At 43.4% G+C, this 22,814-nt stretch carries 27 protein-coding genes and 4 pseudogenes; 19 read left to right on the plus strand and 12 right to left on the minus strand.

Annotated features, from left to right (window positions below; all coding sequences use genetic code 11):
* Positions 1-9: 9 nt before the first annotated feature.
* Genes JMY03_RS13475 through JMY03_RS12410 form a run of 4 tightly spaced genes read right to left on the minus strand, consistent with a single transcriptional unit; the run spans position 10 to position 828 of the window.
* Positions 10-270 carry a transposase family protein gene (locus JMY03_RS13475; RefSeq protein WP_201604239.1) on the minus strand — a complete coding sequence of 87 codons (261 nt, stop codon included), beginning with the start codon at positions 268-270 and terminating at the stop codon, positions 10-12.
* Positions 271-315: 45 nt separating this feature from the next.
* Positions 316-468 (minus strand): hypothetical protein, encoded by a 153-nt coding sequence (locus JMY03_RS12400; RefSeq protein ID WP_201604092.1) that lies wholly within the window; start codon positions 466-468, stop codon positions 316-318.
* A 17-nt stretch (positions 469-485) separates the two neighbouring features.
* Positions 486-611, minus strand: a complete 126-nt coding sequence (locus tag JMY03_RS12405; protein WP_201604094.1) for a hypothetical protein — start codon at positions 609-611, stop codon at positions 486-488.
* A 25-nt stretch (positions 612-636) separates the two neighbouring features.
* Positions 637-828, minus strand: a complete 192-nt coding sequence (locus tag JMY03_RS12410; protein WP_201604096.1) for a hypothetical protein — start codon at positions 826-828, stop codon at positions 637-639.
* Positions 829-1,291: 463 nt separating this feature from the next.
* On the opposite strand from JMY03_RS12410, the gene JMY03_RS12415 reads away from it, so the two are divergent.
* The 6 genes from JMY03_RS12415 (at position 1,292) to JMY03_RS12440 (ending at position 6,382) form a co-directional block, all read left to right on the plus strand.
* Positions 1,292-2,182, plus strand: a complete 891-nt coding sequence (locus JMY03_RS12415) for a YagK/YfjJ domain-containing protein (RefSeq protein ID WP_201604098.1) — start codon at positions 1,292-1,294, stop codon at positions 2,180-2,182.
* Between the two features lie 181 nt (positions 2,183-2,363).
* Positions 2,364-2,642: a hypothetical protein gene (locus tag JMY03_RS12420; RefSeq protein ID WP_075102640.1), complete on the plus strand. Its 279-nt coding sequence runs from the start codon at positions 2,364-2,366 to the stop codon at positions 2,640-2,642.
* A gap of 50 nt (positions 2,643-2,692) precedes the next feature.
* Complete coding sequence (locus tag JMY03_RS12425) at positions 2,693-3,688, plus strand: DUF932 domain-containing protein (protein ID WP_201604100.1); 996 nt, start codon at positions 2,693-2,695, stop codon at positions 3,686-3,688.
* A gap of 103 nt (positions 3,689-3,791) precedes the next feature.
* Positions 3,792-4,934, plus strand: coding sequence for a YqaJ viral recombinase family nuclease (locus tag JMY03_RS12430; protein ID WP_201604102.1), 1,143 nt, complete (start codon positions 3,792-3,794; stop codon positions 4,932-4,934).
* A gap of 104 nt (positions 4,935-5,038) precedes the next feature.
* Positions 5,039-5,950 carry a recombination directionality factor gene (locus tag JMY03_RS12435; RefSeq protein ID WP_201604104.1) on the plus strand — a complete coding sequence of 304 codons (912 nt, stop codon included), beginning with the start codon at positions 5,039-5,041 and terminating at the stop codon, positions 5,948-5,950.
* 168 nt (positions 5,951-6,118) lie between these two features.
* A complete protein-coding gene (locus JMY03_RS12440; protein ID WP_201604106.1) occupies positions 6,119-6,382 on the plus strand; it encodes a helix-turn-helix transcriptional regulator in 264 nt (87 codons plus the stop codon).
* A 109-nt stretch (positions 6,383-6,491) separates the two neighbouring features.
* Here the strand turns inward: JMY03_RS12440 and JMY03_RS13345 are convergent, their stop codons facing one another.
* Both JMY03_RS13345 and JMY03_RS12450 read right to left on the minus strand, forming a co-directional pair.
* A complete protein-coding gene (locus JMY03_RS13345; protein ID WP_201604108.1) occupies positions 6,492-6,920 on the minus strand; it encodes a hypothetical protein in 429 nt (142 codons plus the stop codon).
* A 135-nt stretch (positions 6,921-7,055) separates the two neighbouring features.
* A complete protein-coding gene (locus JMY03_RS12450; RefSeq protein WP_201604110.1) occupies positions 7,056-7,991 on the minus strand; it encodes a LysR family transcriptional regulator in 936 nt (311 codons plus the stop codon).
* A 162-nt stretch (positions 7,992-8,153) separates the two neighbouring features.
* On the opposite strand from JMY03_RS12450, the gene JMY03_RS12455 reads away from it, so the two are divergent.
* The 6 genes and pseudogenes from JMY03_RS12455 to JMY03_RS12480 form a co-directional block, all read left to right on the plus strand.
* On the plus strand, positions 8,154-9,101 hold the full coding sequence (locus JMY03_RS12455) for a glutathione S-transferase family protein (protein ID WP_045452401.1): 948 nt from the start codon (positions 8,154-8,156) through the stop codon (positions 9,099-9,101).
* Positions 9,102-9,122: 21 nt separating this feature from the next.
* Positions 9,123-9,941, plus strand: coding sequence for a DODA-type extradiol aromatic ring-opening family dioxygenase (locus tag JMY03_RS12460; protein WP_102090580.1), 819 nt, complete (start codon positions 9,123-9,125; stop codon positions 9,939-9,941).
* Between the two features lie 97 nt (positions 9,942-10,038).
* A complete protein-coding gene (locus JMY03_RS12465) occupies positions 10,039-10,842 on the plus strand; it encodes an SDR family NAD(P)-dependent oxidoreductase (protein ID WP_201604112.1) in 804 nt (267 codons plus the stop codon).
* A gap of 49 nt (positions 10,843-10,891) precedes the next feature.
* Positions 10,892-11,164: a DUF2218 domain-containing protein gene (locus tag JMY03_RS12470; RefSeq protein WP_101210643.1), complete on the plus strand. Its 273-nt coding sequence runs from the start codon at positions 10,892-10,894 to the stop codon at positions 11,162-11,164.
* A 171-nt stretch (positions 11,165-11,335) separates the two neighbouring features.
* Entirely contained in the window at positions 11,336-11,515 is a 180-nt protein-coding gene (locus JMY03_RS13480) for a cytochrome b/b6 domain-containing protein (RefSeq protein WP_227675627.1), read from the plus strand.
* Positions 11,505-12,509: pseudogene (locus tag JMY03_RS12480) on the plus strand (potassium/proton antiporter); the annotation flags it as partial. The gene JMY03_RS13480 and the pseudogene JMY03_RS12480, both read left to right, overlap by 11 nt.
* Positions 12,510-12,653: 144 nt before the next feature.
* Here the strand turns inward: JMY03_RS12480 and JMY03_RS12485 are convergent.
* Positions 12,654-12,971, minus strand: a pseudogene (locus JMY03_RS12485) (DUF6363 domain-containing protein); the annotation flags it as partial.
* A gap of 76 nt (positions 12,972-13,047) precedes the next feature.
* Between JMY03_RS12485 and JMY03_RS12490 the strand changes: the two are divergent.
* Positions 13,048-14,184, plus strand: a pseudogene (locus JMY03_RS12490) (IS3 family transposase).
* A gap of 36 nt (positions 14,185-14,220) precedes the next feature.
* Here JMY03_RS12490 and JMY03_RS12495 read toward each other — a convergent pair.
* Positions 14,221-14,787, minus strand: a complete 567-nt coding sequence (locus JMY03_RS12495) for a type I restriction-modification system subunit M N-terminal domain-containing protein (protein ID WP_201604114.1) — start codon at positions 14,785-14,787, stop codon at positions 14,221-14,223.
* Positions 14,788-15,011: 224 nt separating this feature from the next.
* On the minus strand, positions 15,012-15,425 hold the full coding sequence (locus JMY03_RS12500; protein ID WP_201604116.1) for a PaaI family thioesterase: 414 nt from the start codon (positions 15,423-15,425) through the stop codon (positions 15,012-15,014).
* Positions 15,426-16,010: 585 nt separating this feature from the next.
* On the opposite strand from JMY03_RS12500, the gene JMY03_RS12505 reads away from it, so the two are divergent.
* Positions 16,011-16,604 (plus strand): BLUF domain-containing protein, encoded by a 594-nt coding sequence (locus tag JMY03_RS12505; protein WP_201604118.1) that lies wholly within the window; start codon positions 16,011-16,013, stop codon positions 16,602-16,604.
* A 121-nt stretch (positions 16,605-16,725) separates the two neighbouring features.
* Here JMY03_RS12505 and JMY03_RS12510 read toward each other — a convergent pair whose 3' ends face one another.
* Positions 16,726-17,106, minus strand: a complete 381-nt coding sequence (locus tag JMY03_RS12510; RefSeq protein WP_201604120.1) for a sterol desaturase family protein — start codon at positions 17,104-17,106, stop codon at positions 16,726-16,728.
* A gap of 180 nt (positions 17,107-17,286) precedes the next feature.
* Here JMY03_RS12510 and JMY03_RS12515 point away from each other — a divergent pair, with 180 nt between their 5' ends.
* From JMY03_RS12515 to JMY03_RS12535, 5 genes and pseudogenes are all read left to right on the plus strand, one after another.
* The gene (locus JMY03_RS12515; RefSeq protein WP_201604122.1) at positions 17,287-17,994 is read left to right on the plus strand and encodes a hypothetical protein; all 708 of its coding nucleotides are present in this window, start codon (positions 17,287-17,289) and stop codon (positions 17,992-17,994) included.
* Between the two features lie 87 nt (positions 17,995-18,081).
* Entirely contained in the window at positions 18,082-18,876 is a 795-nt protein-coding gene (locus tag JMY03_RS12520; protein ID WP_201604123.1) for a YdcF family protein, read from the plus strand.
* A 10-nt stretch (positions 18,877-18,886) separates the two neighbouring features.
* Positions 18,887-19,222 (plus strand): annotated as a pseudogene (locus JMY03_RS12525) (cation:proton antiporter domain-containing protein); the annotation flags it as partial.
* The gene (locus tag JMY03_RS13205) at positions 19,104-19,733 is read left to right on the plus strand and encodes a DUF421 domain-containing protein (protein ID WP_201604125.1); all 630 of its coding nucleotides are present in this window, start codon (positions 19,104-19,106) and stop codon (positions 19,731-19,733) included. The pseudogene JMY03_RS12525 and the gene JMY03_RS13205, both read left to right, overlap by 119 nt.
* A gap of 155 nt (positions 19,734-19,888) precedes the next feature.
* Positions 19,889-20,317: a hypothetical protein gene (locus JMY03_RS12535; protein WP_025646766.1), complete on the plus strand. Its 429-nt coding sequence runs from the start codon at positions 19,889-19,891 to the stop codon at positions 20,315-20,317.
* 296 nt (positions 20,318-20,613) lie between these two features.
* Here JMY03_RS12535 and JMY03_RS12540 read toward each other — a convergent pair whose 3' ends face one another.
* Positions 20,614-21,540 carry a putative RNA methyltransferase gene (locus JMY03_RS12540; RefSeq protein ID WP_201604127.1) on the minus strand — a complete coding sequence of 309 codons (927 nt, stop codon included), beginning with the start codon at positions 21,538-21,540 and terminating at the stop codon, positions 20,614-20,616.
* 155 nt (positions 21,541-21,695) lie between these two features.
* Positions 21,696-22,814 (minus strand): phospho-N-acetylmuramoyl-pentapeptide-transferase, encoded by a 1,119-nt coding sequence (gene mraY, locus JMY03_RS12545; protein WP_201604129.1) that lies wholly within the window; start codon positions 22,812-22,814, stop codon positions 21,696-21,698.

Genomic DNA, 22,814 nt, shown 5'->3' on the forward strand with positions numbered 1-22,814 from the left:
TTGCAAAAGTCATAGGTTAAGCTCGGAATTAATGATACCAGCAAACAGCTTCATTCTAAGATCATAGCGCTGACGACGGTTGCGATATTTATGAGCCACGATTTTAAACAACTTGATTAAGCCTATTTTGTGCTCAACCACAATACGGAACTTTGCCAGATAGTGATTGGCCTGTTTGCATATCTCCAGTAACTGACCACCACGTGGCTTTTTAAAAGGGGTGAAGGTTTGCTTATGTAGCTTTGCTATACCTTGATAGCCGCTAGTAATTTAGCATTGTCAGGAAGCCAATCAGGACAAGTATCTTTATAGAGCTTAAAATCGTGGATTGACCCTTTGCAGGTTTGCATCAAGTATCAAGCCGGTTTGCCAATGGACGATAACCTGCGCTTTTAAGGTGTGTTGTTTTCTTGCCGCTGTAGTAACTTTGAATTGGGTTTTTGGACGCTCAATAGGTTTCGGTGGCATCGACGATGACGACTGCCTTAATTGATCCTCATCGACACGACTAGGCAGCTTTTAGGCAATTCAAACTTGCCAGAGTCAATCAGTGTGTCTTCTACTTTACAGTCGATACGGCTAGCAGAAGACTCATGAATACCAAAGTCCATACTGATATGATAAAGCGTGCGGTATTCACGCCCAGTAAGTCAGGGCTAGTAGTATCTGCTCCTTAAGACTGAGCACACTTGGTCTACCTGATTTGGTCTTAGATGCTTCATGCTCTTGCATGGCATCAAGCATGTCATAAAAGGTGGCTTTATGAATGCCAGTGTAGCGTTTAAAACCAGCGTCACTTTGTTTGAGTAGCTTATCTATGTTTGGCATGGTTCCTAGACAGTTATGAATGTTTCAGTTATTGTAAAATTCTCTGCTACTTTTGCAAGAGGTCTAATAATTAAAATTGAATTATCACCTATTGATTTATGCATCATAAAATCATCATTTTTTCGTCATTAAAACGTCGGTATAAATATAGAATACTACATGTATTATATAGGATTGAACTATAAAATCCTTATAAATTAACGACAATGACGATCAGCTAACTCCATCCTCATCCTCTTCCCTGAAATGTAGGGATTTGCTGTATTGCGATTTTCATTTAATCAAGCGCAGCTGGTATAAATATGCTTTCCAGATACCACTAAAAGGACGGTACGATAATATAAGTTATATTCAGTAATACTTAACCAAGGCGGATGCTATCCGCACTTAGTAGTAAAAAAATATACAACCCTATGAATATATGTAGCACCCATTCAACTTTATATTCATAGGAAAACAAGCCATGATCTATTCAACGGTGAATCAGTCTCAACTCATCTCTAACGTCGACAGACTGGTTAGAGATGTATTATTTGGTACCATCAATTTCCAACAAATCAAAAGTCAGTTGAATGAGTTTTACTACTCATTCATGATCAGCCTTAATACTGAAGACAGATACTCAAAACCTATCCAAGCATTTATAGAAACCACCAATATTATTATTGGTAACGATTATCCTTACAACGTCTTTTGGGATGATGAAAAAACAGAGCAGTTTATTAATTTACTGTCAAGCTGTGAAAAGGGTATTAAGAAGGATTATAGTGTGTGGCGTTATCAAAGTAATCAAAACAGCAAAAAATTAGAGCCTAATATCAGAACCCTTATCGCAGATCATCCAAGATTATTGTTTGTGAGAGTGGATTTAAAATACATACAAGAGATCAGTAATCACATTACCATTCATGATTTTAACTTTCATATGAAAAAATTAAGAGACGCCATTCATAATGGCGATACTTGTTTTACGCATTTATTGCATTACGCTTTGTCATTAGAACAGGGTGAAGACAATGGTGGTTTTCATTGTCATTTGCTATTGATCTTTGATGGCGAAAAACATTACAAGGACAAATATTTGGCTGATCAAGTTGGACAAAAATGGCAAGCGATTACTGAAGGCGTTGGCTATTGCTTTATTTTAAATACTAAAGAATATAAAGAAAGTTTTGCACGCTACGGCAAGCTTGGTATTGGGATGATCCATCGTAATAACTTGCAAGAAGTTGAGAATGCGGTTAATGCCGCTTTGTATTTAACCCGTCCTGATAAGCCTGATGGCAGCTATCAACGTCTTAAAGTGTCTTTACCGAATATGAAGGCCTTTGGGCAAAGCAGGCCCAAAGACTAGGTTAGTGGTCAATATAGCTAGAACCTGTAAACGTATCTCATATCAAAATAATCTCAGATATATAGTATCCCCATGAGATGAGCATCGATGTCATCGTTGCCTCATCAATCTAACCCTAAACGTCTAATCAAGGTCTGCTTTATAGCAGGCCTTTTTTATGCGCCATTATCAAGGAGATCCTATGAAACCTATTTGCCCTTACTGTCACTCATCCGATGTAATCAGTCAATCTAATCCCGTCTCATCAATATTCGAGCAGTTGTGCTCTCAGGCAACGCTGACAAGCCTTGGCGTGAGTATTTGTAAATACTACAAAGTCAACCCTGCCATTGGTGTGATCACAGCCACCGCGATTGCCTCTGCTGTTAGCGTAGCAACGCGCCGCGCACAAACGCCGCTGATCACAACTCCTCAGCAAAATTACCTTTGTCAGCGCTGTTTTAAGCCCTTCACGCTATAACCTTATTCATCAGTAATCATTTCATTAAAACTTATCAAGGAGCAGTACTCATGGCACATTTAATCGAATCAATGGCATACGTTGGCGACACTCCTTGGCATGGCCTTGGCAGTGAGCTATCCCCTAAACAGCCGCTTGAGGTATGGGCGCGTGAGGCAGGTATGGATTGGCGTATTGAATCATCAGACGTCAGCTACATGGCAACCAATGATAAAGGCCAAAATCTGATCATGCCGTTTGACAGCAATAAAGTGTTGTATCGCTCAGATAACCTAGAGGCATTATCAGTGGTCAGTCAGCGCTATCAAGAAGTACAACCGAGTGAAATTCTAGAGTTTTATCGTGATCTGACCGAGCAATCGCACTTTGAGCTTGAAACGGCAGGGGTGCTCAAAGGCGGCCGTAAGCTGTGGGCGCTTGCTCGTACCGGCCAATCCGCAACATTACGTGGTGGTGATGTCAGTCATGGCTATTTGCTGCTAGCAACCGCTTGTGATGGTACGCTTGCCACCACAGCGCAGTTCACCAATATCCGTGTGGTGTGTAATAACACCTTAGCAATCAGTCTGGCTGATGGTAGCGGTGGTGTGGTCAAAGTACCGCACAGTACCACCTTTGATGCCGACAAAGTCAAACAGCAACTAGGTGTATCTGTCAGCCAGTGGGATGACTTTAATTATGAGATGAAACAGCTTACTAATAGACGAGTGACGCAAGCAGAAGCGGCCAATTACTTAAACCGCGTGTTTAACGATGTCAAAGACGATGGCCTTATTCTGTTTAATACCGCTAAGAAGGAGAAAGAAGCGGTTCCGAATGCTCGTGCCATGAATCAGGTGATGAGTATGTTTAACGGTCAAGGTCGCGGTGCGGACTTAGCATCTGCCAAAGATACCGCTTATGGCCTGCTGTCTGCGATGACAGAGTTTGTCGATCATGAACGCCGTGCCATGTCGAGGGATCATCGTCTTGATTCAGCTTGGTTTGGTGCCGGAGCAAAGCTCAAAGATAAGAGCCTTGATGAAGCGCTACGCTTAATTGCTTAATCTCTTAATGACTTTGTTCACTCAATGAATCAACCACGCCTTTGAGCGTGGTTTTTTTATGCCGTTTATTTAACCAATAATAAATCTAACGAAGGAGTTCATTATGAACATGATCGCATTAAACAATACAAATACGACGCAGCCAAGACTTAAGCGTGCCACCGTTAAGGGTAAAGTCCCACTAAACGCTCGGTACAATAGCGTAGAGTTACCAAAGCCTAAGGCTGAAAATAAACCCGTTAAGCCGTCTGCTAATCAATCAAGCACGGCTAAACGTTTGGTCAACACCAAAAACTTAAGCCATGACAAATGGCTTGAAGTTCGCAAGCAAGGCATTGGCAGCTCTGATGCTGCTGCCGCTTGCGGTATTCACCCCTTTCTATCCATGCTTGAATTATGGATGATTAAGACTGGACGTATGGCATCAAATATTGATGCCAGTAATAATAACGGCATTGACGGTTATTCACCACTGTATTGGGGTAACACCTTAGAACCAATGGTGGCTAAATACTATCAAAAGCACACCGGCAATAAGGTGCGACGCATTAACGCGATCTTGCAGCATCCTGATCCTGATAATCACTTTATGCTGGCTAATTTAGACTATGCAATAACTGGCAGTGATGAAGTACAGATATTAGAGTGTAAAACCACAGGGGAGCATGGAGCCAAGCTTTGGAAGCATGGCGTGCCGTTATATGTGACGTGCCAAGTACAGCATCAGCTAGCGGTCACAGGCAAAACGGCGGCGCATATTTGCGTACTACTCTGTGGACATGAGGCTAAGATTTATAAAGTTGAGCGTGACGAGCGCTTGATTGAGTCTATCATGGAGCATGAGCGTCTGTTCTGGCAATACGTGCAAACAGACACACCACCAACCCCTGATCATAGTGAGTCGGCAGCGCGTGCACTAAAACAGCTTTATCCCAAACCTGAGCCTAACAGCAAAATTGACTTTAAAAATGATGCTGGCGCTAACAAGCTATTTGAGCAATTGCTGAGCTACCGTGATTACATGCAAGAGCTAGAGCAGCGTCATGATCAAGTGAAGCATCAGCTGCAAAGCTTAATTCAAGATAATGAGATTGCAGTATTCGAGAAAGGGGCTATCTCGTGGAAACGATCCAAGGACAGCGTAAGCTTAGATACCAAGGCGGTACTGAGGGCCCATCCTGAGCTATTAGCTAAATTTAGTAAAACCCGTCAAGGCAGTCGCCGCTTTGTTGTCTTAAACGATTAACCTGCTATCTATTCTAATCAACACACACAAACCAAATCTAGCGCATAAAAGCCCACCTATCACAGGTGGGCTTTTTTATGGCTAAATACACAAGGAATATAACCATGATTAAAGGTCTAACGATAACCCCACCAGTATTAGGTCGTATCAGCATTGGACGTGTTGTTCAAAAAGACGGCAAGCGTCTGCCTGCCAAAGACGATCAATTCACTATCACTAGCCAAGTACAAAATAAAGACGGATGGATCAATCATCCACTAGACGAAAAACTACGTGCAAATAATGACGGTAAGCTCAGACAAATACCTGTACGTATGCTGTTCAATGATCCAGAATTAAACCTACGAGCTGAGTACACGCTATTCGATAGACAAACAGGTCGTCCACTATGCGTGGGTGACGGTGAGCATTGCCAACGTCGAACGAGCAACGGTGTTGAGCAACTGGCATGCCCATCACCCGATCGCTGCCCCTTAGCGCAAGGGGGTGCTTGTAAGCCTTATGGCAGGCTCTACGTTAATCTTAGTGAAGACGATGAACTAGGCACCTTTATCTTTCGCACCACAGGCTTTAATAGTATTAGAACGCTTGCCGCACGCTTAAGCTACTTTGCTGCGGTATCAGGCAATAAGCTGTCGTGCTTGCCACTGCAACTCACCTTGCGAGGTAAAAGCACGACGCAAAGCTATCGCACGCCGATTTACTTTGTTGATTTAACATTGCGTGATGGGGTGACGCTTAAAGACGCGGTACAACAAGCTAAGGCCATTGATAGTGAGCTTAGCGAATATGGCTTCGATCAAATCGCGTTGGATGACGCCGCTAAAACAGGTTATGCCAATTCTTGCTTTGAAGTGGATGGTGATGAGATGTCTGATGTGGTGGAAGAGTTTTATCCAGTAGATACAGAGGATGTGAGTAGTACTCAGCAAGGGAGTTATCAGAATGGGTTAGCCACTCAGAACGTGAGCAGCATTGAGCAAGGACTACGGCAAAGCGTAACAGCAGTTAGCTAACTCTATGAAAATAAGCAGTTGATATAAGAAGGAGCGGATTCATTCTGCTTCTTTTTTTATTGGGTTAACTAAGGCGAACGGTCGGACTGTATAGGATGCCGTAAAAAAATATAGGACTCCCTAACTGTATGAGAGAGAAAGCTCTCATACAGTTACTAGGAGAAAACAATGGATAATTTAAACGCAAACACTCAACCAAACACATCAATGCCAAGCATGCCGCAAATACCGCGTATGCTACCGCTCAAGCAAGTCGTGCACTATACAGGGCTTAGCAGTACCACTATTTACGATATGCTTGATAGAAGATCAAACCGTTATGACCCTACCTTCCCTGTTCAGGTAAAATTATCAAAGGGACGTGTGGCTTGGGTTGAAAGTGAAGTTGCTCAGTGGCTTGAGAGTAAGATCGCTACTGCTCGAGTTCATTGAGCGGTGATAAAAAATAAGCCGCATGAAGCGGCTTGTTTTTTTGCTATCTTTAGCTACGCTTAGCTGTTTTTAGCTAGGTTTAGCTATTCTTAGCTGTTTTTAGCTATCCTTAGCTATTTGCAAGAGTCCAAGACCAACCCTCAGAAACGACTAATCCATCACGGCACATTTTCTGCAATAGATTACGCACCTTGTTCTTACGCTGTTTATCATCCAGTACTTGCGGTAATTTATTAGCCAGCATTTTATCAAAGTCAGCTAGTCTACCCAGACGATAGTCTTGATGACCAATGGCATTACTTAATGCTTCAGGGATGATATAGAGGTCGTACTGCTGCACCTCTTCAGGGAACAACGTACCAGCAGGCATGTAGCGGTAATTTAGATTGCGAATTTTGTTATACACCTCGTCCAAGGCTAACAAAAATGGTGGCGAAAAATGCTCATAGTCTTTTTCAATACCATCAACGCCCTTTAGAATCCAAGTGATATGTGCTTGCGCTGGGCTTAAAAAATACGGGGATTCATAACGTCTCAATAAAATAATCGCTGTGTTAGTTTAGGGAATAGTTACAAGCGGATACTAACAGCAATATCTCAACCGCCGTAAAGTGTAGTAGCATAAAAAATAGCAAGCCGCATCTATCTTAGGAGAAGCTAGTTATCCAGTGCCTCACGTATTACTGAGCGACTGGCTTTTGGCTATAGACTCATCCCAATAAGGCGGCGCTCCATAATAGCCTTCCATAAAATCGATAAAACACCTGACTTTGTGCGGTAGTAGCTTTCTATGGGCGTAGACGGCATATAAACCTAAGCGTTTAGGTTCAAGTTCAGGCAATACTATCACCAGCTTGCCACTGCTAACTGCTTCACTGACAATAAATGTCGGCTGTAATACCAATCCTGCACCTTCAATAGCTCCTTCTACCAACACATCACCGTTATTACTAAGAAACTCACTACCTTGCTTGAGAATCTTCGCCTTTAATAATTGGTAGACCTCTTCCTTCGCGTCCATGTTCATATAGCTATAATGTAAATAGCGATGTTTCTCTAAATCTTCAGGCTTATCGAGTGTGTCATGCTTTTTCAAATATTCAGGCGACGCACACAGAACCACACGAATAGGTGCCACTTCCTTCGCAATAAGTGATGAGCTTTTCAGTTGACCTATACGCAGTGCAATATCAAACCCTTCTTCAACAATATCGACTTTACGATCAGTCAATTGTAGATCGACTGTGACCAATGGATAACGGATCTGAAAGTCAGTGACTAATTTAGCCATATGTTTTAAAGCAAAAGATACTGGCGCACTTATGCGCAACACACCTTTAGGGTTTTGCTGCAAACCACTTAGTTGCGACTCCATATCATCCATACTCAATAAAATCTGCTGCGCATGACCAAAGTAATGACTACCAGCTTCGGTGAGGCTTACTTTACGGGTGGTACGATTCAGCAGACGATTATTTAGCTGCTCCTCCAACTTAGAGACATATTTGCTCACCAATTGAGGTGACAGTTGCAGAGTATTTGCCGCATTAGTAAAGCTGCCTTCGGTCACCACCGCTACAAAGGCACGCATCGCATCGATTCTATCCATATTTTGCCCTGTTTTTCTTTAACTATCGAAATTGAACAATAAAGCCATTATCAACGATATGTTGTTAATTAATCAATATCACCTATCTTACTCTTTTTTTATGTTGATGGTAAAGTAGGGTCATGCTTTTTAAAAGCAATCATCTGACTAGGAGTAAGTATTATGTTAATCAATGGCAATTGGACTGAAGACTGGCAACCGGTACAAGCAGAAGACGAACAAGGGCGTTTTATTCGTCAAACCTCATCGTTCCGTCATTGGATTACTGCTGATGGACAAGCAGGACCAACGGGTACTGGGGGCTTTAAAGCAGAAAAAGACCGCTATCATCTATACGTAGCGCTGATTTGCCCTTGGGCCTCACGTACCTTGATGGCACGTCAGTTAAAAGGTCTGCAAGATATAATCGATATTACCGTGGTCAATCCGCAGCTTGGCAATCAAGGCTGGCAGTTTGGTGGCTTTGACGGTGCTGACAGTGATCCTATTAATCATGCCCAATTTGCTCATCAACTTTATACCAAAGCAGACCCTCAATTTACCGGACGCGCGACTGTACCTGTGCTTTGGGACAAAAAAACCAATACTATCGTTAATAATGAGTCTGCTGATATCTTACGTATGCTAAATACCGCTTTTACAGAACTCGTGCCAAATTACGTTGACTTGTTTCCAAAAGAGCTTGCTGATGATATCGAAGCCCTAAACTTAGTTATCTATGAGAATTTAAACAACGGCGTATACAAAGCAGGATTTGCGACGACACAAGGGGCTTATGAAGAAGCTTATCAGCAAGTATTTGACACCTTAGATATGCTTGAGGCGCGCCTGAGTGATGGTCGTCATTATCTATTTGGTGAGCAGCTGACGGAAACAGATATTCGACTGTTTGTGACTTTAGTACGTTTTGATGCCGCTTATCACGGTCTATTTAAATGCAACCGTAACTTGATCAAAGATATGAGTTCTCTACATGCTTATATGCTACGAATCTTAGCGCTTGATGGCATTTCAGAGACGGTGAGTATCAAGCACATCAAAGCAGGCTATTACTCTATCAAAGCGTTAAATCCCAATGGAATCGTGCCCACAGGGCCTGAACATATTTAGCAAGATAAAGGAGTAAAGTTCATGAATAATGAATCAACCACAGTCAAGCAACCTGTATTGTTTATACCTCATGGTGCTGGGCCTTGTTTTTTTATGGATTGGCAACCAGCAGACACTTGGGATCAGATGGCTGACTTTTTAACCAATAGCTCAAATGGTTTGCCAGAGCGTCCCAAAGCTATTTTAATAGTCAGTGCCCATTGGCAAACGCGGGAGTTTAGTATTACTGCCAGCAAGCAGCCTGAGCTGATTTATGATTACTCTGGCTTCCCTGAGCATACGTATCAGCTGACTTATCCAGCAGCTGGTGCGCCAGTACTGGCTGAGCGGATTGGTCATTTGCTCATCGATGCTGGTTTAAGCAATAAGCAGGACAGTTCCAGAGGTTTTGATCATGGGGTGTTTATTCCACTGAAACTGATGTTCCCTGACGCCGATATTCCAGTAGTACAGCTATCTCTGCGTCATGATTTAGACCCAAAAGTACATCTAAGAGCGGGCCAAGCGCTTGCCTCACTACGTGATGAAGGCGTGTTGATCGTAGGCAGTGGTATGAGCTTTCATAATATGCGCGGCTATGGTGATTCGAGTTTTACCGCACCGTCAGTAATATTTGACGAGTGGCTAACGACAGCAGTTGCAGCTAATGCAGATGAGCGCTTTGCAGCGCTTGCTAATTGGCCAGAGGCACCTCATGCATTGGATTCTCATCTATTAGGTGCGGAGGAGCATTTGCTACCTTTAATGGTTGCCGTAGGGGCAGCAGGAAAAGATAGAGGTAAGAAAACATATTCTCAGCAAGTCATGAAAACTCAGATTTCAGCCTTTCAGTTTGGCTAAATTTATTAATCTGATATTCATTTAATTCTTTATAAACTGATACTCACAAAGCAGCAAACATACATAGACAAAAATTATTTATAAACGGAGAAATATTATGAACATCGACCTTAATGGAAAAACAGCACTCGTCACAGGTTCAACTGCGGGTATTGGCCTCGCTATTGCAACAGGTCTTGCCAAAGCTGGCGCACAAGTCACTATCGTTGGTCGCGATCAAGCTGGCGTTGATGAGGCGATCAAACAGCTTCAACAAGCTGATGCTGTTAATGATGCCAATAATATAAAAGGCATTGTTGCTGATGCGGGGACGGCTGGTGGCTGTCAGACAATTATCAACACCTTGCCAGAAGTAGATATCTTAGTGAACAATCTAGGGATTTATGGCGCCACCCCTTTCTTTGATATTGATGACAATGCTTGGGAGGAGATGTTCCAAATTAATGTCATGAGCGGTGTCCGTCTGTCGCGGCATTATGCAAAAGCAATGAAGGAAAAAGGTTGGGGTCGTATTCAGTTTATCTCTAGTGAATCGGCATTGAATATCCCAGCTGAAATGGTGCACTACGGCGTGACCAAAGCAGCTATTCAAGGCGTATCACGTGGTCTTGCCAAAGTGTTAGCGGGCAGCGGTGTGACAGTGAATAGTATTTTGCCAGGACCGACTCGAACCGAGGGCGCAAAAGCCATGATGCAAGAACTGGCGGATGAGCGCGGCGTCTCATCGGAGGAGATGGAAGGCATATTCTTAGATGAGAACCGTCCATCAACGCTAATCAAGCGTTTTGCAACCCCTGAAGAAATTGCCAACATGAGTGTCTATATTGCCTCAACACAAGCGAGCGCAACCACCGGTTCAGCACTACGGGTTGAAGGTGGTATTGTAGAAAGTATTGCTTAACGAGGTTTAGACGGTAAGTTTCTATCATTAATAATAGGGGGATTTAATTATGCTAACATCTAGCGCAACGATACAAACACAAAATCCGCAGCAAATAATGAATCGACTGTGCAAGCACTGGGCACATAAGCTGCCCGTTACCCTAAGCTCAGATAAAGGTGAGATTGAGCTGCCCATGGGTGTCTGTCAGATGTATTGTACCGACTTACTGATAGTAACACTCAAAAGTGATACCGAGCAGTTGCCAAAATTACAGCAAGTTGTCAGTGATCATTTGCTACGTATGGCTGGCAAAGAGACGCTTGTTATCGAATGGGCTTAATTGAGCATCACAGCCAATACAAGAAGAAAAGGTTATGAATATTGATTCGAAAGAGCGCTATGGTCGCATTAGCAAATTTTTCACTGGAGTATGACAGTATTAATCTTCTGGTAGTTACTTAAGTTCACTGACCGTATCAGCGACGGCGAGCATTGGATCGGTCAGACGTTAGTGCCTTGGCATGTTTCTATTGGTGTTCTATTGCTCGTATTAGTTGTCCTGAGACTGATGTGGGTCGCTTCGCAACGCCATCAACGTCCAGTACACGAGCCAACCACTGCCAAGCTGGTTATCGCTGGTCATGGTTTGCTTTACGCGTGTATGTTACTGCTGCCGCTACGGCAACCATAAGGTACGCTCAACTGAGCATGTCATGCGCGTGATGGACAGCTTTGCGTGGTTGTCGCAAGCGGTGTTATTTGTGGTATTGGGCCTATTGGTCACGCCATCGAACGTTCTTGAAGTTTGGCCTTATTCAGTGGCCATTGCTGCCTTTATGATTTTAGTGGCTCGTCCTATTGCAGTCTATACCAGTGTTTTACCGTTTAAATTTAAAAATAGAGAGATCGGCTTTATCTCTTGGGTCGGCTTACGTGGTGCAGTGCCCATTACCCTTGCCATGTTGCCAGTGATTGCAGGGGTAGACAATGCCTTTATGCTGTTTGATATCGCTTTTGGGGTGGTGGTCTTATCGTTGGTGTTACAAGGGACGACCATTCCTTTTATGGCCAATCTGTTTAAGGTGCGTATTCCTAACAATAAGGGCCCAAAAGAAGAGCATGAAGTGTGGGTGTCAGATAGAGCAAGTATTACGTTATATGAATTTGAAGTAAAGTTAGGCGCGTTTGCAATTGGTCGTCATCCGAAGGATATATCTACGCGTATCAGCCCTGAAGGAATCCATGTTTTTGCCTTGGTGCGTGGTCAGCAAATCTTGGCAATTAATGAACAGACTAAGCTCAAATTTGGCGATAGCGTATGGTATGCCATGAGTGGCGATTATGCCGATCAGATTGCGACTGTTTTTAATGACACTACGTTAGACCGTAGAGCCATCGATGATTTTTATGGCGATTGGATGCTATCGCCGAGTGTCAAACTTAAAGATGTGCCTTTCTTTACCGATAGGATGAAATTCGAATCTCTAGAAGATACCCTGAACACAAAAAACATGTGGGAACAAACGGTTGCTGAATACATTAAGGATAGCTTAAAGATGGCACCCGTAGCAGGCGATACGGTTGCGATTAATGAGAAGTGGTTGTTGGTCATTAAAGAAGTTGATGACCAAGGAAGACTGAGAACGATTGGCCTAAAACAACTAGAGGGGCCAACAGTGGTATAGTCTATATCACTGTTAGATATAGCATGGGCTAATGACTGAACGGCAAATATCTCAACCATAAGATACTTATCCAATAGAATTAAGCTGCATTATTTAACAGTTAATGTCTAATTTTAAGCATTCTGATTTATTACGGAATTATCATTAAATTTTATGCCAATCTTCAATCGCTTTGTACCCAGTTTCTAGTCCTACATCATAGCTATAACGGATTTTAGCTTTATCTTTAGATAATCGTCCCGCCATATTTTTCAAGTCGGGTGGGCAAACTTCTAAAAACTTCTGTGGTGATGCAGAATGTAAAAATTGCACCGCATCATTATAACGTTGGGTTCGTGTTAATAAGCTTTGGGCAAAACCATATCGTTGCTTAGAAAAATATTTAGCCAACAGCTGATCGCCTTGGCGACCTGCTTTATAGTAATTGTGAGGACGAGTACGTATTACCATTAGCTTAGCAACACGATTGTAACTATCCCCTAAACTAACACAGCTCAAACGTAGAATTTCTTATAAAATACACATAAGGAGTTTTGATATGAGCAAACGAATGACTGAGACCCAAATCGTATCCATATTAAAAGAAGCAGAAGCTGGGATACCTGCTAAAGAGCTGTGTCGTAAATACGGGATTGCTAGCTCGACTTTTATAATGAGGAACGTTAAGAAACAGTCTGGGAGACTGTTTTAGTGACGCAAGACGAAGCGATAGCGAAGTTAGATCTAAGTATGGCGGTATGGAAGCCTCTGATGTCAAACGACTAAAAGAGCTTGAAGAAGAAAACCGTAGGCTTAAACAGATGTATGCTGACTTAAGCCTTAAAGCACAAATGCCCGAAGATATCATAAAAAAGCTATAGCGCCTGTACCCGAGCGCAAAGTCTGGGCGCAAGAATTGCAGGCGCAGTATGATGTCAGCATTGCAGTGAGTTGTCAGGTGGTCTGCATGAGTCGAACCGCTTACTACTATAAGCCTAAGCTATCTGATGATAGTGAGATTATTGATGTCTTAAATGAGCTTACTGACAAGCACAATCGTTGGGGCTTCCCAAAGTGCTTTAAACGCATACGTAAGCTTGGCTATTCATGGAATCATAAGCGAGTACACCGTGTTTATACCGCGTTAAACTTAAACCTACGCCGTAAGTCTAAAAGACGGCTACCAACACGTCATCCTCAGCCGTTAAGTGTGCCAAACGCATTGGGCCATACTTGGTCTATGGACTTTATGAGCGACAGACTACACAACAATATTCGCTTTCGAACCTTTAATGTGATTGATGATGACAACCGTGAAGTATTAGGCATTGATATTGGTACCAGCATTCCATCACTCCGAGTAATTCGCTACCTTGACCAGCTAGCCGAGTGGCATGGCTATCCTAAGCAAATAAGGGTAGATAACGGCAGTGAGTTTACATCCAGCGTATTCACTGATTGGGCATCAGCTCATGGTGTCTATGTTGACTATATTGAGCCTGGCTGTCCTTATCAGAACGCTTACATTGAAAGGTTTAATCGCAGTTATCGCAATGAGGTTTTAGATTGCTACCTTTTCAACAATTTAAACGAGGTCAGTCAACTGACTGAGGAATGGATCAAGGTTTATAACACTGAAAGACCCCATGATTCACTTAATGATATGACACCTGCTGAGTACAGACAGGTGGCTTAATTATTCTACGATGATGTTGTGTTAAGAATGGGGTATTTACACTGTCGCGCCACTACTCGCAGCAAAATGCTTGATTAAGTACTCATACGCATTACCAATCACGTCCAAACTACCGACACGCTCAGCGGAGAGGTTCAGAATATCTTTGCCAAAATCTTCTAACAGATGGCGTAATAGCTCGTTCTTTTGCTTTTCTTGACCGAGTTTATCGGTATTAAAGCTAATATCTTGGAAGACGTTTTTGAGCTTGGTACCGTTGGCTTCTTCAATGGCATGTAGCGCCTCATCGATGCGCTGACCATTACCCGGCTGATGGCGCTGCTCGTACAAGTCCCAAAAGCTTGCGCCTTCAGGCAACACAAAACGCTGCTTGGACATCATGGCATGTATCAGTTCGGGGTTGTCGCCGAACTGTTCGACCAGCTTGTTGTACTCATCGCGATAGACGTCAGACAAGTACTTGAGAAACAGCATGGTTAAGATAAAGTCTTTATACGTATCGGCGCTGATGACCCCACGAAAAGTATCGCAGGCGTTCCAGACGGCTTTATTGATATCGTCTTGATTGATTTGGTTAATACTATTAGGTACGCTGGTTGGCATTTATGGTTCCTGAATACTTTGAAAAGTGGGAATTTGATAGTGAGGTAATGATAGCAGGGTCTAGAATGCTTGGCAGATGTTAGTGGCTAGAAGTTCAACTCTAGTAGATATTTATATAAATTAATTGAATAAACTAAGGGGCCAAAGCACAAAAATACTTGATAACAATGTGATTATTATGGGTACTGAGAAGATATATTTAACAGCGTATATGTATAAGTCATTTAATCATGCTTAGACGGTATGGAATAGGTACCAACAACATGTGCGACCAAGTCACTAGAGCCCTCTGAATATAAAGAAACTTCGCCTACGATTAGCGCGCGTCCGACTTTTATCAGGCTGCACTCGGCGACGATGCTCCTATCTGCTGAGGGTCGACGCAAGAAGTTAATCGTCAAGCTAGTGGTCACAGCCAAGGGTACGATACCGATTTCACCCAATATTGCGATATAAATCGCGATATCCGCGATACTCATTAGTACAGGACCAGAGACAGTGCCGCCAGGTCGTAGTTCGTCCGTGCCGACATCGAGTGACAAAGTAGCTTTGCTATCCCCTACTGACTCAATCTTATATTTAGAGTTTGGAGATTCTGATTGTATAAAAGCGATGATCTCTTCTTTGGTTGCTGACATCTCTCTTCCTTGAGATTAACTATTGTGGTGAAGGGTCTTAAGCCATCCTACTGTACTTAACACTCTCCGCTGTTCGAATATTGATTTATAAAATTCTTTATAGGCCTCTTTTAGATCGACAAGCCAATAAACCTAAGTACGAAGCCCCACTCTCAGATCGATCTGCCGCTCAGCTTTGATATTATGATGCAGGTATCCATTGCTATATTTAGCTTTAACATCTAACAACGGTTTGACGGCGTAAGGCGTGTTTTTTGCCTTTCATATCAGATACAGCGTGTGTTGGGTTAAGTTTATTGTAGCCATGATGTCATGAAAATCGTAGTGCTTTATGCTGAACCTATTGCATACCAGTCGTCAGCTAATGCACAAGACTATCCCTCTGTTGCTAACAAACCAGTTGTTTTTGATAGTAAAATGACTAAAATATGGACGATTTACTTTATTTTATATACGCTAGAACGGAATAAGCATTCAGTGACAATGTACAATAAGAAACATTATGCTTAAAAAAGTAAGATTATAAACTAAGGAGCAAGGCGTATCGCTACAACTATAACAACTCACGATATGCTAGAAGGGTCAATGAAGAAGACACCTGCAGATACCCTTATCAGATTGGTATACGTGAGCACGATAAATACCAATGAGAGTTCTGTCTTTGAGCATATTCAAAAGCACTCAGAGAATTTTAATAAAAATAACCGTATTATGGGGTTTTTATGCAATGACGATGAGAGCTTCTTGCAATTTTTGGAAGGTAGTAAAAAAAGCATCTTCTCCCTTATGCAGCGGATCTTCCAAGACCCCAACCATAAAGACGTCGATGTGGTCCTCACCGAAAAGGTAAGTGGTTATAGCTTCACTGACTGGCGTATGCACAGCCTTAATTTAGGCGATAGTAACTGGGCAAGATTTTCGAATCAAACTCGTATGAGTGGCATCTCCCCCTTTAAGCCAAAGCACTGGCCGCACTGGTTCGTTGAGAGTTTTGTCGACTCTATGAAAAACTTGGACTACTCCGCCCTCGATAAGGAAGCTATTACCTTTGATAGTCTAGGCTATTCTGACGTCGAAAAGAAATTAGTCAGTAATAATGTTTTGTTCTATATCTTTCTCAGCGTGTTGATCAGTGCTGCTACGATCGTTGTCTTGTTGCGATATAACATAATCTCTTAAGCGCTCTTACTTTTATATTAGCTTCTGCTTTTTTGTTACTGCTGACCCTGCCTGACATATTTGCAATTTTGTACTTATGCCACTTGCGCTTATACCAGACGGGGTGTTAATTTTTTAAACATTAACCACTCCGCGCCTGCCGTTTAAGCAGTTTTGCCTGCCGCTTTGCTTCCTTCGCACTTCCCTCAATCTCAACGGGCGTTAGGCCCTTTTTCTTTTGTTTGAGATAATTCAGATAAGCTGGAATATGAGTTCTACCTAGATACTTATCTAAATACGGTAAAAACCCCGCGTAATTGCCTTTGAATTTGGCATGATGAAAGTCGTGATAGACTGGCCCTTCATAGACGGGAAATAAATGCGCCGGATTCCATGGAATATCATAGCCGATATGTCCGTCTGCGCCTTCAATTTGCCGTAGTATCACCCATAAATAGACCACGTAAATGTACGCGCCAAGCAAAATAGGCCCGACCAGAGTGAGCGTCGCGGTCAGTGCCAAGGTCGAATGTTCAACACGCCCTAACTATTTAATCATCACTATAACGCTAATAATGATAATCTTATAGCTAGCGCGACGAATAACGAATGTCAGACGCAGCTGCTATAAAACTCGTTTATAGTAGCTATTGGCGGTCGATATCGACTGCATATCAACGCAAAACAATAGCAAGGATGAGTCATGAAAAATTTAGTAGTAGCAGGACTAGCAGGACTGAGTTTAAGCGCTTGTGTGACCATTAACGCGCCGATGCATGGCATGGGTGACGATAATGATAACGTCGTCACTCAGTACCCTATCGAGACCGCTTTTCTTAACATCTACACCCAGCCGCGTAGCGAAAGACTATACGCCAAAGTCGATGAGCAAACGATCATTGCTGACATCAACGTCACTCCCAAAGGCGCTACGGTTTTTAATAATAAAAGCGTACAAGCGGCTAATATTGGCACGATTACCAAGCGCTTTGATCAAATCACTAATCAGTCGGTCGCCACCAACTACTTCACGACAAACCCACTAGAATTTCACGGTTTTACAGACACTAGTGGTAGATACTCGCTATCTAAGCAGACTGCACCCATTCCCAAGCTGGCAAGCATTGGCGACAGCAGTCAGCTGATCACTGAAAACGTCTATAGTGATAGCAGTATGCGCAAAAAAGTCGGCAGCTATAAACAAAGCTGGTCACTGACGCGCGAGAATAAAACCCAAGCTTGGCTGTGTATAGAGACCTCAGAGAACCTACTGCTCAATAATGATGCTAATGGCAGCTCTACAGAGTGCTACAAAATCAACGCACAAGGCGATATCCTAGCGAGTAAAGTCGCGATTAGCCAACCTGTCGATATCGGTAGTCATAAAACCATCACCTTTACTAGTCGCTAGCCTATAGCCTATTATAAAATCAGAGCCCACTTAACCGGTGGGTTTTGTTTGCCAGTTTTACCCTACTATCACGAGTCAATACTTACTATGCGAAAGCCTTTATTAACGCTAACTCGTATTATTTTAACCGTGGCAGGCGCGGTAATTATTGTTGAATGTGCCGCGCTAATAGCGGTAGGCAAGATCAACTTCGGCACTACTGTCCCCTTGATGATTGGGCTGATATTTGTCGCGCATGGACTGTCGTGGCCGCGCATACAAAGATTCATTAAGCGCAGGCCTTTACTTAAGCGTGGTTGGTACGCGCTATGGGGATTATTCAGCGTTTGGTTAGTCAGCTTCGCGGTGTTTATCATCTCGCTACAGCAGCAAATTGAGCTCAGCCGTCAGCCGCTACCAGATCTTGCAGCGATTATCGTCTTGGGCTCAGGTACGGTCGATGGCAAACCTACCCCGACACTGGCGAGTCGTTTAGATAGCGCCGCGCCGATTATTATTGCTCAGCCAGCAGCCATCGCTATCACTAGTGGCGGCGTTGGCTTCGGGCGCGATCGTAGCGAGGCTGATATTATGGCCAGCTACTTAAATGAGGCGCACCAGATTGCACTAGATAGTGTGTGGCAAGAAGACAAAAGCACCAGCACTGAGGAGAACTTGGCGAACTCAAAAGCACTCCTCGCCGCACAAGGAATCAGTATCAAAGCACCTATTGCTATCGTTACTAGCGATTTTCATACTATACGCTCAGCCGCTATTGCGCGCCATCAAGGCTATACCCAGCCCATTACCGTCGCCAGCTCCACGCCTCTATCTATCCGCTATAACGCTTGGTTTCGTGAGTATTTTGCTTTTGTGAGCGGTTGGCTATTGGGCGAGTATTAGAATATAAAAAATGGTTACTTTAAACGTCCTATATTTAGTAGGGGCATTACTGATTTTCGCTAGCATTATAGCGAGCACCTTATCAGCGCGTTTAGGCGTGCCATTACTACTGTTATTCTTAATAGTGGGCATGCTCGCAGGTGAAGAGGGCCTGCTGGGTATTGAGTTCTCACAATACAATATTGCCAACTTTATCGGTCAAGCTGCCTTAGCCTGTATCTTGCTCGATGGCGGCCTGCGCACTTCCTTTCAGTCGTTTCGAGTCGGACTTAAACCTGCTGTCACTCTCGCTACTTGGGGCGTTTTTGCGACCGTTATGGTTTTGGGCTTATTTGTCACTTGGCTCGATCGCAGGCGATCCGATGTTCACTGAGGATCTGCCCATTATTCAAGCGGTGATCATCATGAGCGTGGTCATCGGCCTGTATCGGTTATGCACTTGGTTTATGATGAAGTATCAGCCTTTTGAATATCTATTAGAAGGAAAACCCGTTTATATCGTCGAAAATGGCCGCTTGGTACTAGAAAAAATAAAAGAAGGTAAAATGTCGCACGATGAGTTTTTCTCTGAGATGCGCCGACAAGGCGTTGAGCACTTAGGGCAAGTGCGTATCGGTCTGTTAGAGGTCAATGGCAATTTCAGTCTCGTGCTCTACCCGCTCGATGATACCCGTTATGGTCTGCCGCTATTTCCTAAACCCTATCAAGCCGTGCAGCAAGTTCAGCCTGACTATCACTACGCTTGTATGTACTGCGGCAATGTCGCTTATTTGACGCAGGCGCATGAGCTTTGCAATCGCTGTCATAACAAGAGTCGGCGCTGGGCGAAAGCCATTAATAATGAGATCGTCACTTAATCTATCAATAAAATATAACTCTAAAATGCTGACTCCCTTTAATAAAGTCTTATACATAGTAGCGTCGGCAGTATACTTTACACTATAGATACTTTCATTATAAATAAATTATGTTAACATATAATATAAATTTCATTATAAAATAAGGAGCTTTTATGAAAAAGTTATTACTAAATGCCACTCTTGCACTCTCAAGCCTTACAGCGATTAGCGCTTGTGCCAATACGAATGCTAATAACACTATGCCTCATAACAATATGCAGCAAATGCAGCATAATAATGGCGGTCAGCATATGCACAGCGGCATGAACACTATGATGAGTAATATGATGGCTGAGCTAAATTTAAGCACCAATCAAAAAGCGCAAATTCAAGCGCTTAGACAGAATAATCGTGGTAATCATATGCAAAACCGTGAAGCCATGATGAATATATTAACCCCAGAACAACGCCAGAAACTTGCGACAATGCGCGCGCAGCATATGAAACAAGGCGGTCATATGATGAAACGAGGTCATATGAATCAAGATGGCCATATGATAAACAAAGGCCACATGAATCAAGAGGGTCATATGAACCAATGAGGCAAACGCTAGGCTTAATTAAAAAAGTCTAACTCTCAAAATCTAATCGAAGAAATCGCAGTCGCTCAAAAGCTGGCTGCGTTTTTTAATGCCTGTCTCAAATGTAGTATTGATAATGTTAAACACAAGTTAAACACAGTCTTTAGCTTACGTTTTGATATATTGAGCGGCATAAAATACGGTATAGTCGACTCTAAAGAGCTAAACAGACCTTAGCTTGATCAGACATATTCTCAAAACAGTGTCAAAACACCCGCTTATATGTCTCTATTTTATTTAGAATCGACTATAATAGGCTATAACGGCCGTTTTTTTAGGATATAAACCACAAATCTGGCTTCCGTGTTAAAGCTCGCCGCTGCCGCTTTTGCCAAGAGCGCTCGCCGTTTATCTGGCTGGGCACGATAAGCATAAGGGGTCATGGTTAATAAATCCGCTAATGCTTGCTCAGACAAGCTCAGCTCAGTGCTGACTTTATGAGTCTCTAATAAATCAAAAAAAGGCGCAAGCTCAGTCAAAAACTTATCTGAATTATGCTCACGTACTTCATTGAATAGCGCCTCGCGCACGCTAGCCAAATGGCTGATATCGGGCTTAGCTATCACTACATAGCCACCCTGCTGCAAGACATCATTAAAAGCTGTGGGCAATATCGGGCTAAAAATACTACTGATACCCATCAAGCTATTATTACTTAGCGGAAGATGGGCGGCGCTTGTGACAATAGGATAAATAGTCGCTTTGCCGTCATCCAGCTTATCAGCCTCTAGCCAGAAGCGCTTAGCCGCTTTGCTCGCTTTGGCCACTTCTAACACGGCAGCCTTGCTAATATCGGCGGCGATCAAGCGATCAATGCCCTTGGTTTGCGCAATGGCTTCAGTGTAATACCCCTCGCCGCAGCCAATATCTAACCACGTCACAGACTCTTTATTTTTTCTTGCGCCGTCTTGTGGCAAGATGCTTTGTATCTGCTCGCAGAGCAGATCTTGTAACGGCTGATAATAATCGGCAGCCAAAAACCGCTTCCGAGCAAGGATAGAGTGGCTACTGTCGCCAGGCGCTTTGGACTTTTTTTGCTGTACAGGCAGTAAGTTGACATAGCCTTGCCGTGCTACATCAAAAGGATGGCAAGTGTTTTTAGCGTTTAAGCTGCCATCACAGCGCCAAGTATCAGCTGCTGGTACTAGCGGCGATTGGCAAATAGGACATATAAATATCGACACCAGTCTCTTAACCTCTTCTAAATTTACTCAATAGTTTAACATCAGCATCTTAGCAAAAATCACTGACGATAAGCGATAAAAAAGCCACTCTAAAATGATCTAGAGTGGCTTTTTGGCTGAGTGATCAGGAGTATTGAACCTAATCAAGCAAGCATTTAACGCAGTTTTAACGTCATCAACCCTAGCACCACGAGCACAATAGCAATAATCCAAAATCTGGCTACTACCTGTGTCTCTTTCCAGCCGATCTCTTCGAAATGATGATGCAGCGGCGCCATACGAAAGATGCGTTTTTTGCGTAGCTTATAAGAGCCAACTTGCAATATCACCGATATCGCTTCGGCGACAAATAAGCCGCCCATAATGGCAAAGGCAATCTCTTGGCGGGTCATCACCGCGATCGTACCAAGCATCGCGCCCAGTGCTAACGCGCCAACATCACCCATAAACACTTGCGCGGGATGAGCGTTGAACCACAAAAACCCGAGTCCTGCGCCGACCATCGCCCCGCAGACGATAATGACCTCTGAATTATAAGGTATATAAGGCACGTGTAAGTACTCTGAGAAGCGCACATCACCTGAGACATAAGCCATCGCGCCAAGGCCTGCAGCGACCAACACTACTGGCAGTATCGCCAGACCATCTAAACCGTCGGTTAAGTTAACCGCGTTAGAAGCACCGTTAATCACAAAGTAAGTAAAGATAATAAAGGCAATGCCAAATGGCACTGCAGAAAACGGAATGTACCAGTCCTTAAATACTGGCAGCAGCAGATCCTGCATCATTCGCGTCGTAGCAGCATCAGGCTGCAGGGTCGCAATATAGTATAAAGAGACCCCGACAAAGATAGCACCGACTGATAGCCAAAAGTACTTCTTACGCGCAATCAGCCCTTTAGGATCTTTGTATTTAATCTTCAACCAGTCGTCAGCCCAACCGACCGCGCCAAAGATAACCATCACCACAAGCAAAATCCAAACGTAAGGGTTATCTAAGCGCGCCCACAACAGACTCGCCACGCCAATAGAGGTGAGGATAAGCACCCCGCCCATCGTTGGCGTACCTGTCTTGGCCAAATGCGACTGCGGACCATCATCACGAATGGCCTGTCCATAGCGAAGAGTACGCAGATGACGAATCACCCGCCGGCCTAAGAGCAGACTAAACCCTAAAGCGGTAATGACCGCTAATAGTGCGCGCAGCGTCAAAGAGGATACCGCAGAAAACGGCGAATAATACTGGCTGAGCCATTCAAAAAACCAAACTAACAC

The sequence above is a fragment of the Psychrobacter submarinus genome (assembly GCF_904846685.1).
Lineage (GTDB): Bacteria > Pseudomonadota > Gammaproteobacteria > Pseudomonadales > Moraxellaceae > Psychrobacter > Psychrobacter submarinus.

Excerpts from the sequence above, each read along its gene's own strand:
- JMY03_RS12450 (WP_201604110.1), bottom strand. The coding sequence starts at position 7,991 with ATGGATAGAATCGATGCGATGCGTGCCTTTGTAGCGGTGGTGACCGAA.
- JMY03_RS12420 (WP_075102640.1), top strand. The coding sequence starts at position 2,364 with ATGAAACCTATTTGCCCTTACTGTCACTCATCCGATGTAATCAGTCAA.
- JMY03_RS12410 (WP_201604096.1), bottom strand. The coding sequence starts at position 828 with ATGCCAAACATAGATAAGCTACTCAAACAAAGTGACGCTGGTTTTAAA.
- JMY03_RS12460 (WP_102090580.1), top strand. The coding sequence starts at position 9,123 with ATGAATAATGAATCAACCACAGTCAAGCAACCTGTATTGTTTATACCT.
- JMY03_RS12400 (WP_201604092.1), bottom strand. The coding sequence starts at position 468 with ATGCCACCGAAACCTATTGAGCGTCCAAAAACCCAATTCAAAGTTACT.
- JMY03_RS12425 (WP_201604100.1), top strand. The coding sequence starts at position 2,693 with ATGGCACATTTAATCGAATCAATGGCATACGTTGGCGACACTCCTTGG.
- JMY03_RS12455 (WP_045452401.1), top strand. The coding sequence starts at position 8,154 with ATGTTAATCAATGGCAATTGGACTGAAGACTGGCAACCGGTACAAGCA.
- JMY03_RS12500 (WP_201604116.1), bottom strand. The coding sequence starts at position 15,425 with ATGTCAGCAACCAAAGAAGAGATCATCGCTTTTATACAATCAGAATCT.
- JMY03_RS12430 (WP_201604102.1), top strand. The coding sequence starts at position 3,792 with ATGAACATGATCGCATTAAACAATACAAATACGACGCAGCCAAGACTT.
- JMY03_RS12495 (WP_201604114.1), bottom strand. The coding sequence starts at position 14,787 with ATGCCAACCAGCGTACCTAATAGTATTAACCAAATCAATCAAGACGAT.
- JMY03_RS12415 (WP_201604098.1), top strand. The coding sequence starts at position 1,292 with ATGATCTATTCAACGGTGAATCAGTCTCAACTCATCTCTAACGTCGAC.
- JMY03_RS12520 (WP_201604123.1), top strand. The coding sequence starts at position 18,082 with ATGCGAAAGCCTTTATTAACGCTAACTCGTATTATTTTAACCGTGGCA.
- JMY03_RS12515 (WP_201604122.1), top strand. The coding sequence starts at position 17,287 with ATGAAAAATTTAGTAGTAGCAGGACTAGCAGGACTGAGTTTAAGCGCT.
- JMY03_RS12470 (WP_101210643.1), top strand. The coding sequence starts at position 10,892 with ATGCTAACATCTAGCGCAACGATACAAACACAAAATCCGCAGCAAATA.
- JMY03_RS12440 (WP_201604106.1), top strand. The coding sequence starts at position 6,119 with ATGGATAATTTAAACGCAAACACTCAACCAAACACATCAATGCCAAGC.
- JMY03_RS12405 (WP_201604094.1), bottom strand. The coding sequence starts at position 611 with ATGGACTTTGGTATTCATGAGTCTTCTGCTAGCCGTATCGACTGTAAA.
- JMY03_RS12505 (WP_201604118.1), top strand. The coding sequence starts at position 16,011 with ATGAAGAAGACACCTGCAGATACCCTTATCAGATTGGTATACGTGAGC.
- JMY03_RS12465 (WP_201604112.1), top strand. The coding sequence starts at position 10,039 with ATGAACATCGACCTTAATGGAAAAACAGCACTCGTCACAGGTTCAACT.
- JMY03_RS13205 (WP_201604125.1), top strand. The coding sequence starts at position 19,104 with ATGGCGGCCTGCGCACTTCCTTTCAGTCGTTTCGAGTCGGACTTAAAC.
- JMY03_RS12435 (WP_201604104.1), top strand. The coding sequence starts at position 5,039 with ATGATTAAAGGTCTAACGATAACCCCACCAGTATTAGGTCGTATCAGC.
- JMY03_RS12535 (WP_025646766.1), top strand. The coding sequence starts at position 19,889 with ATGAAAAAGTTATTACTAAATGCCACTCTTGCACTCTCAAGCCTTACA.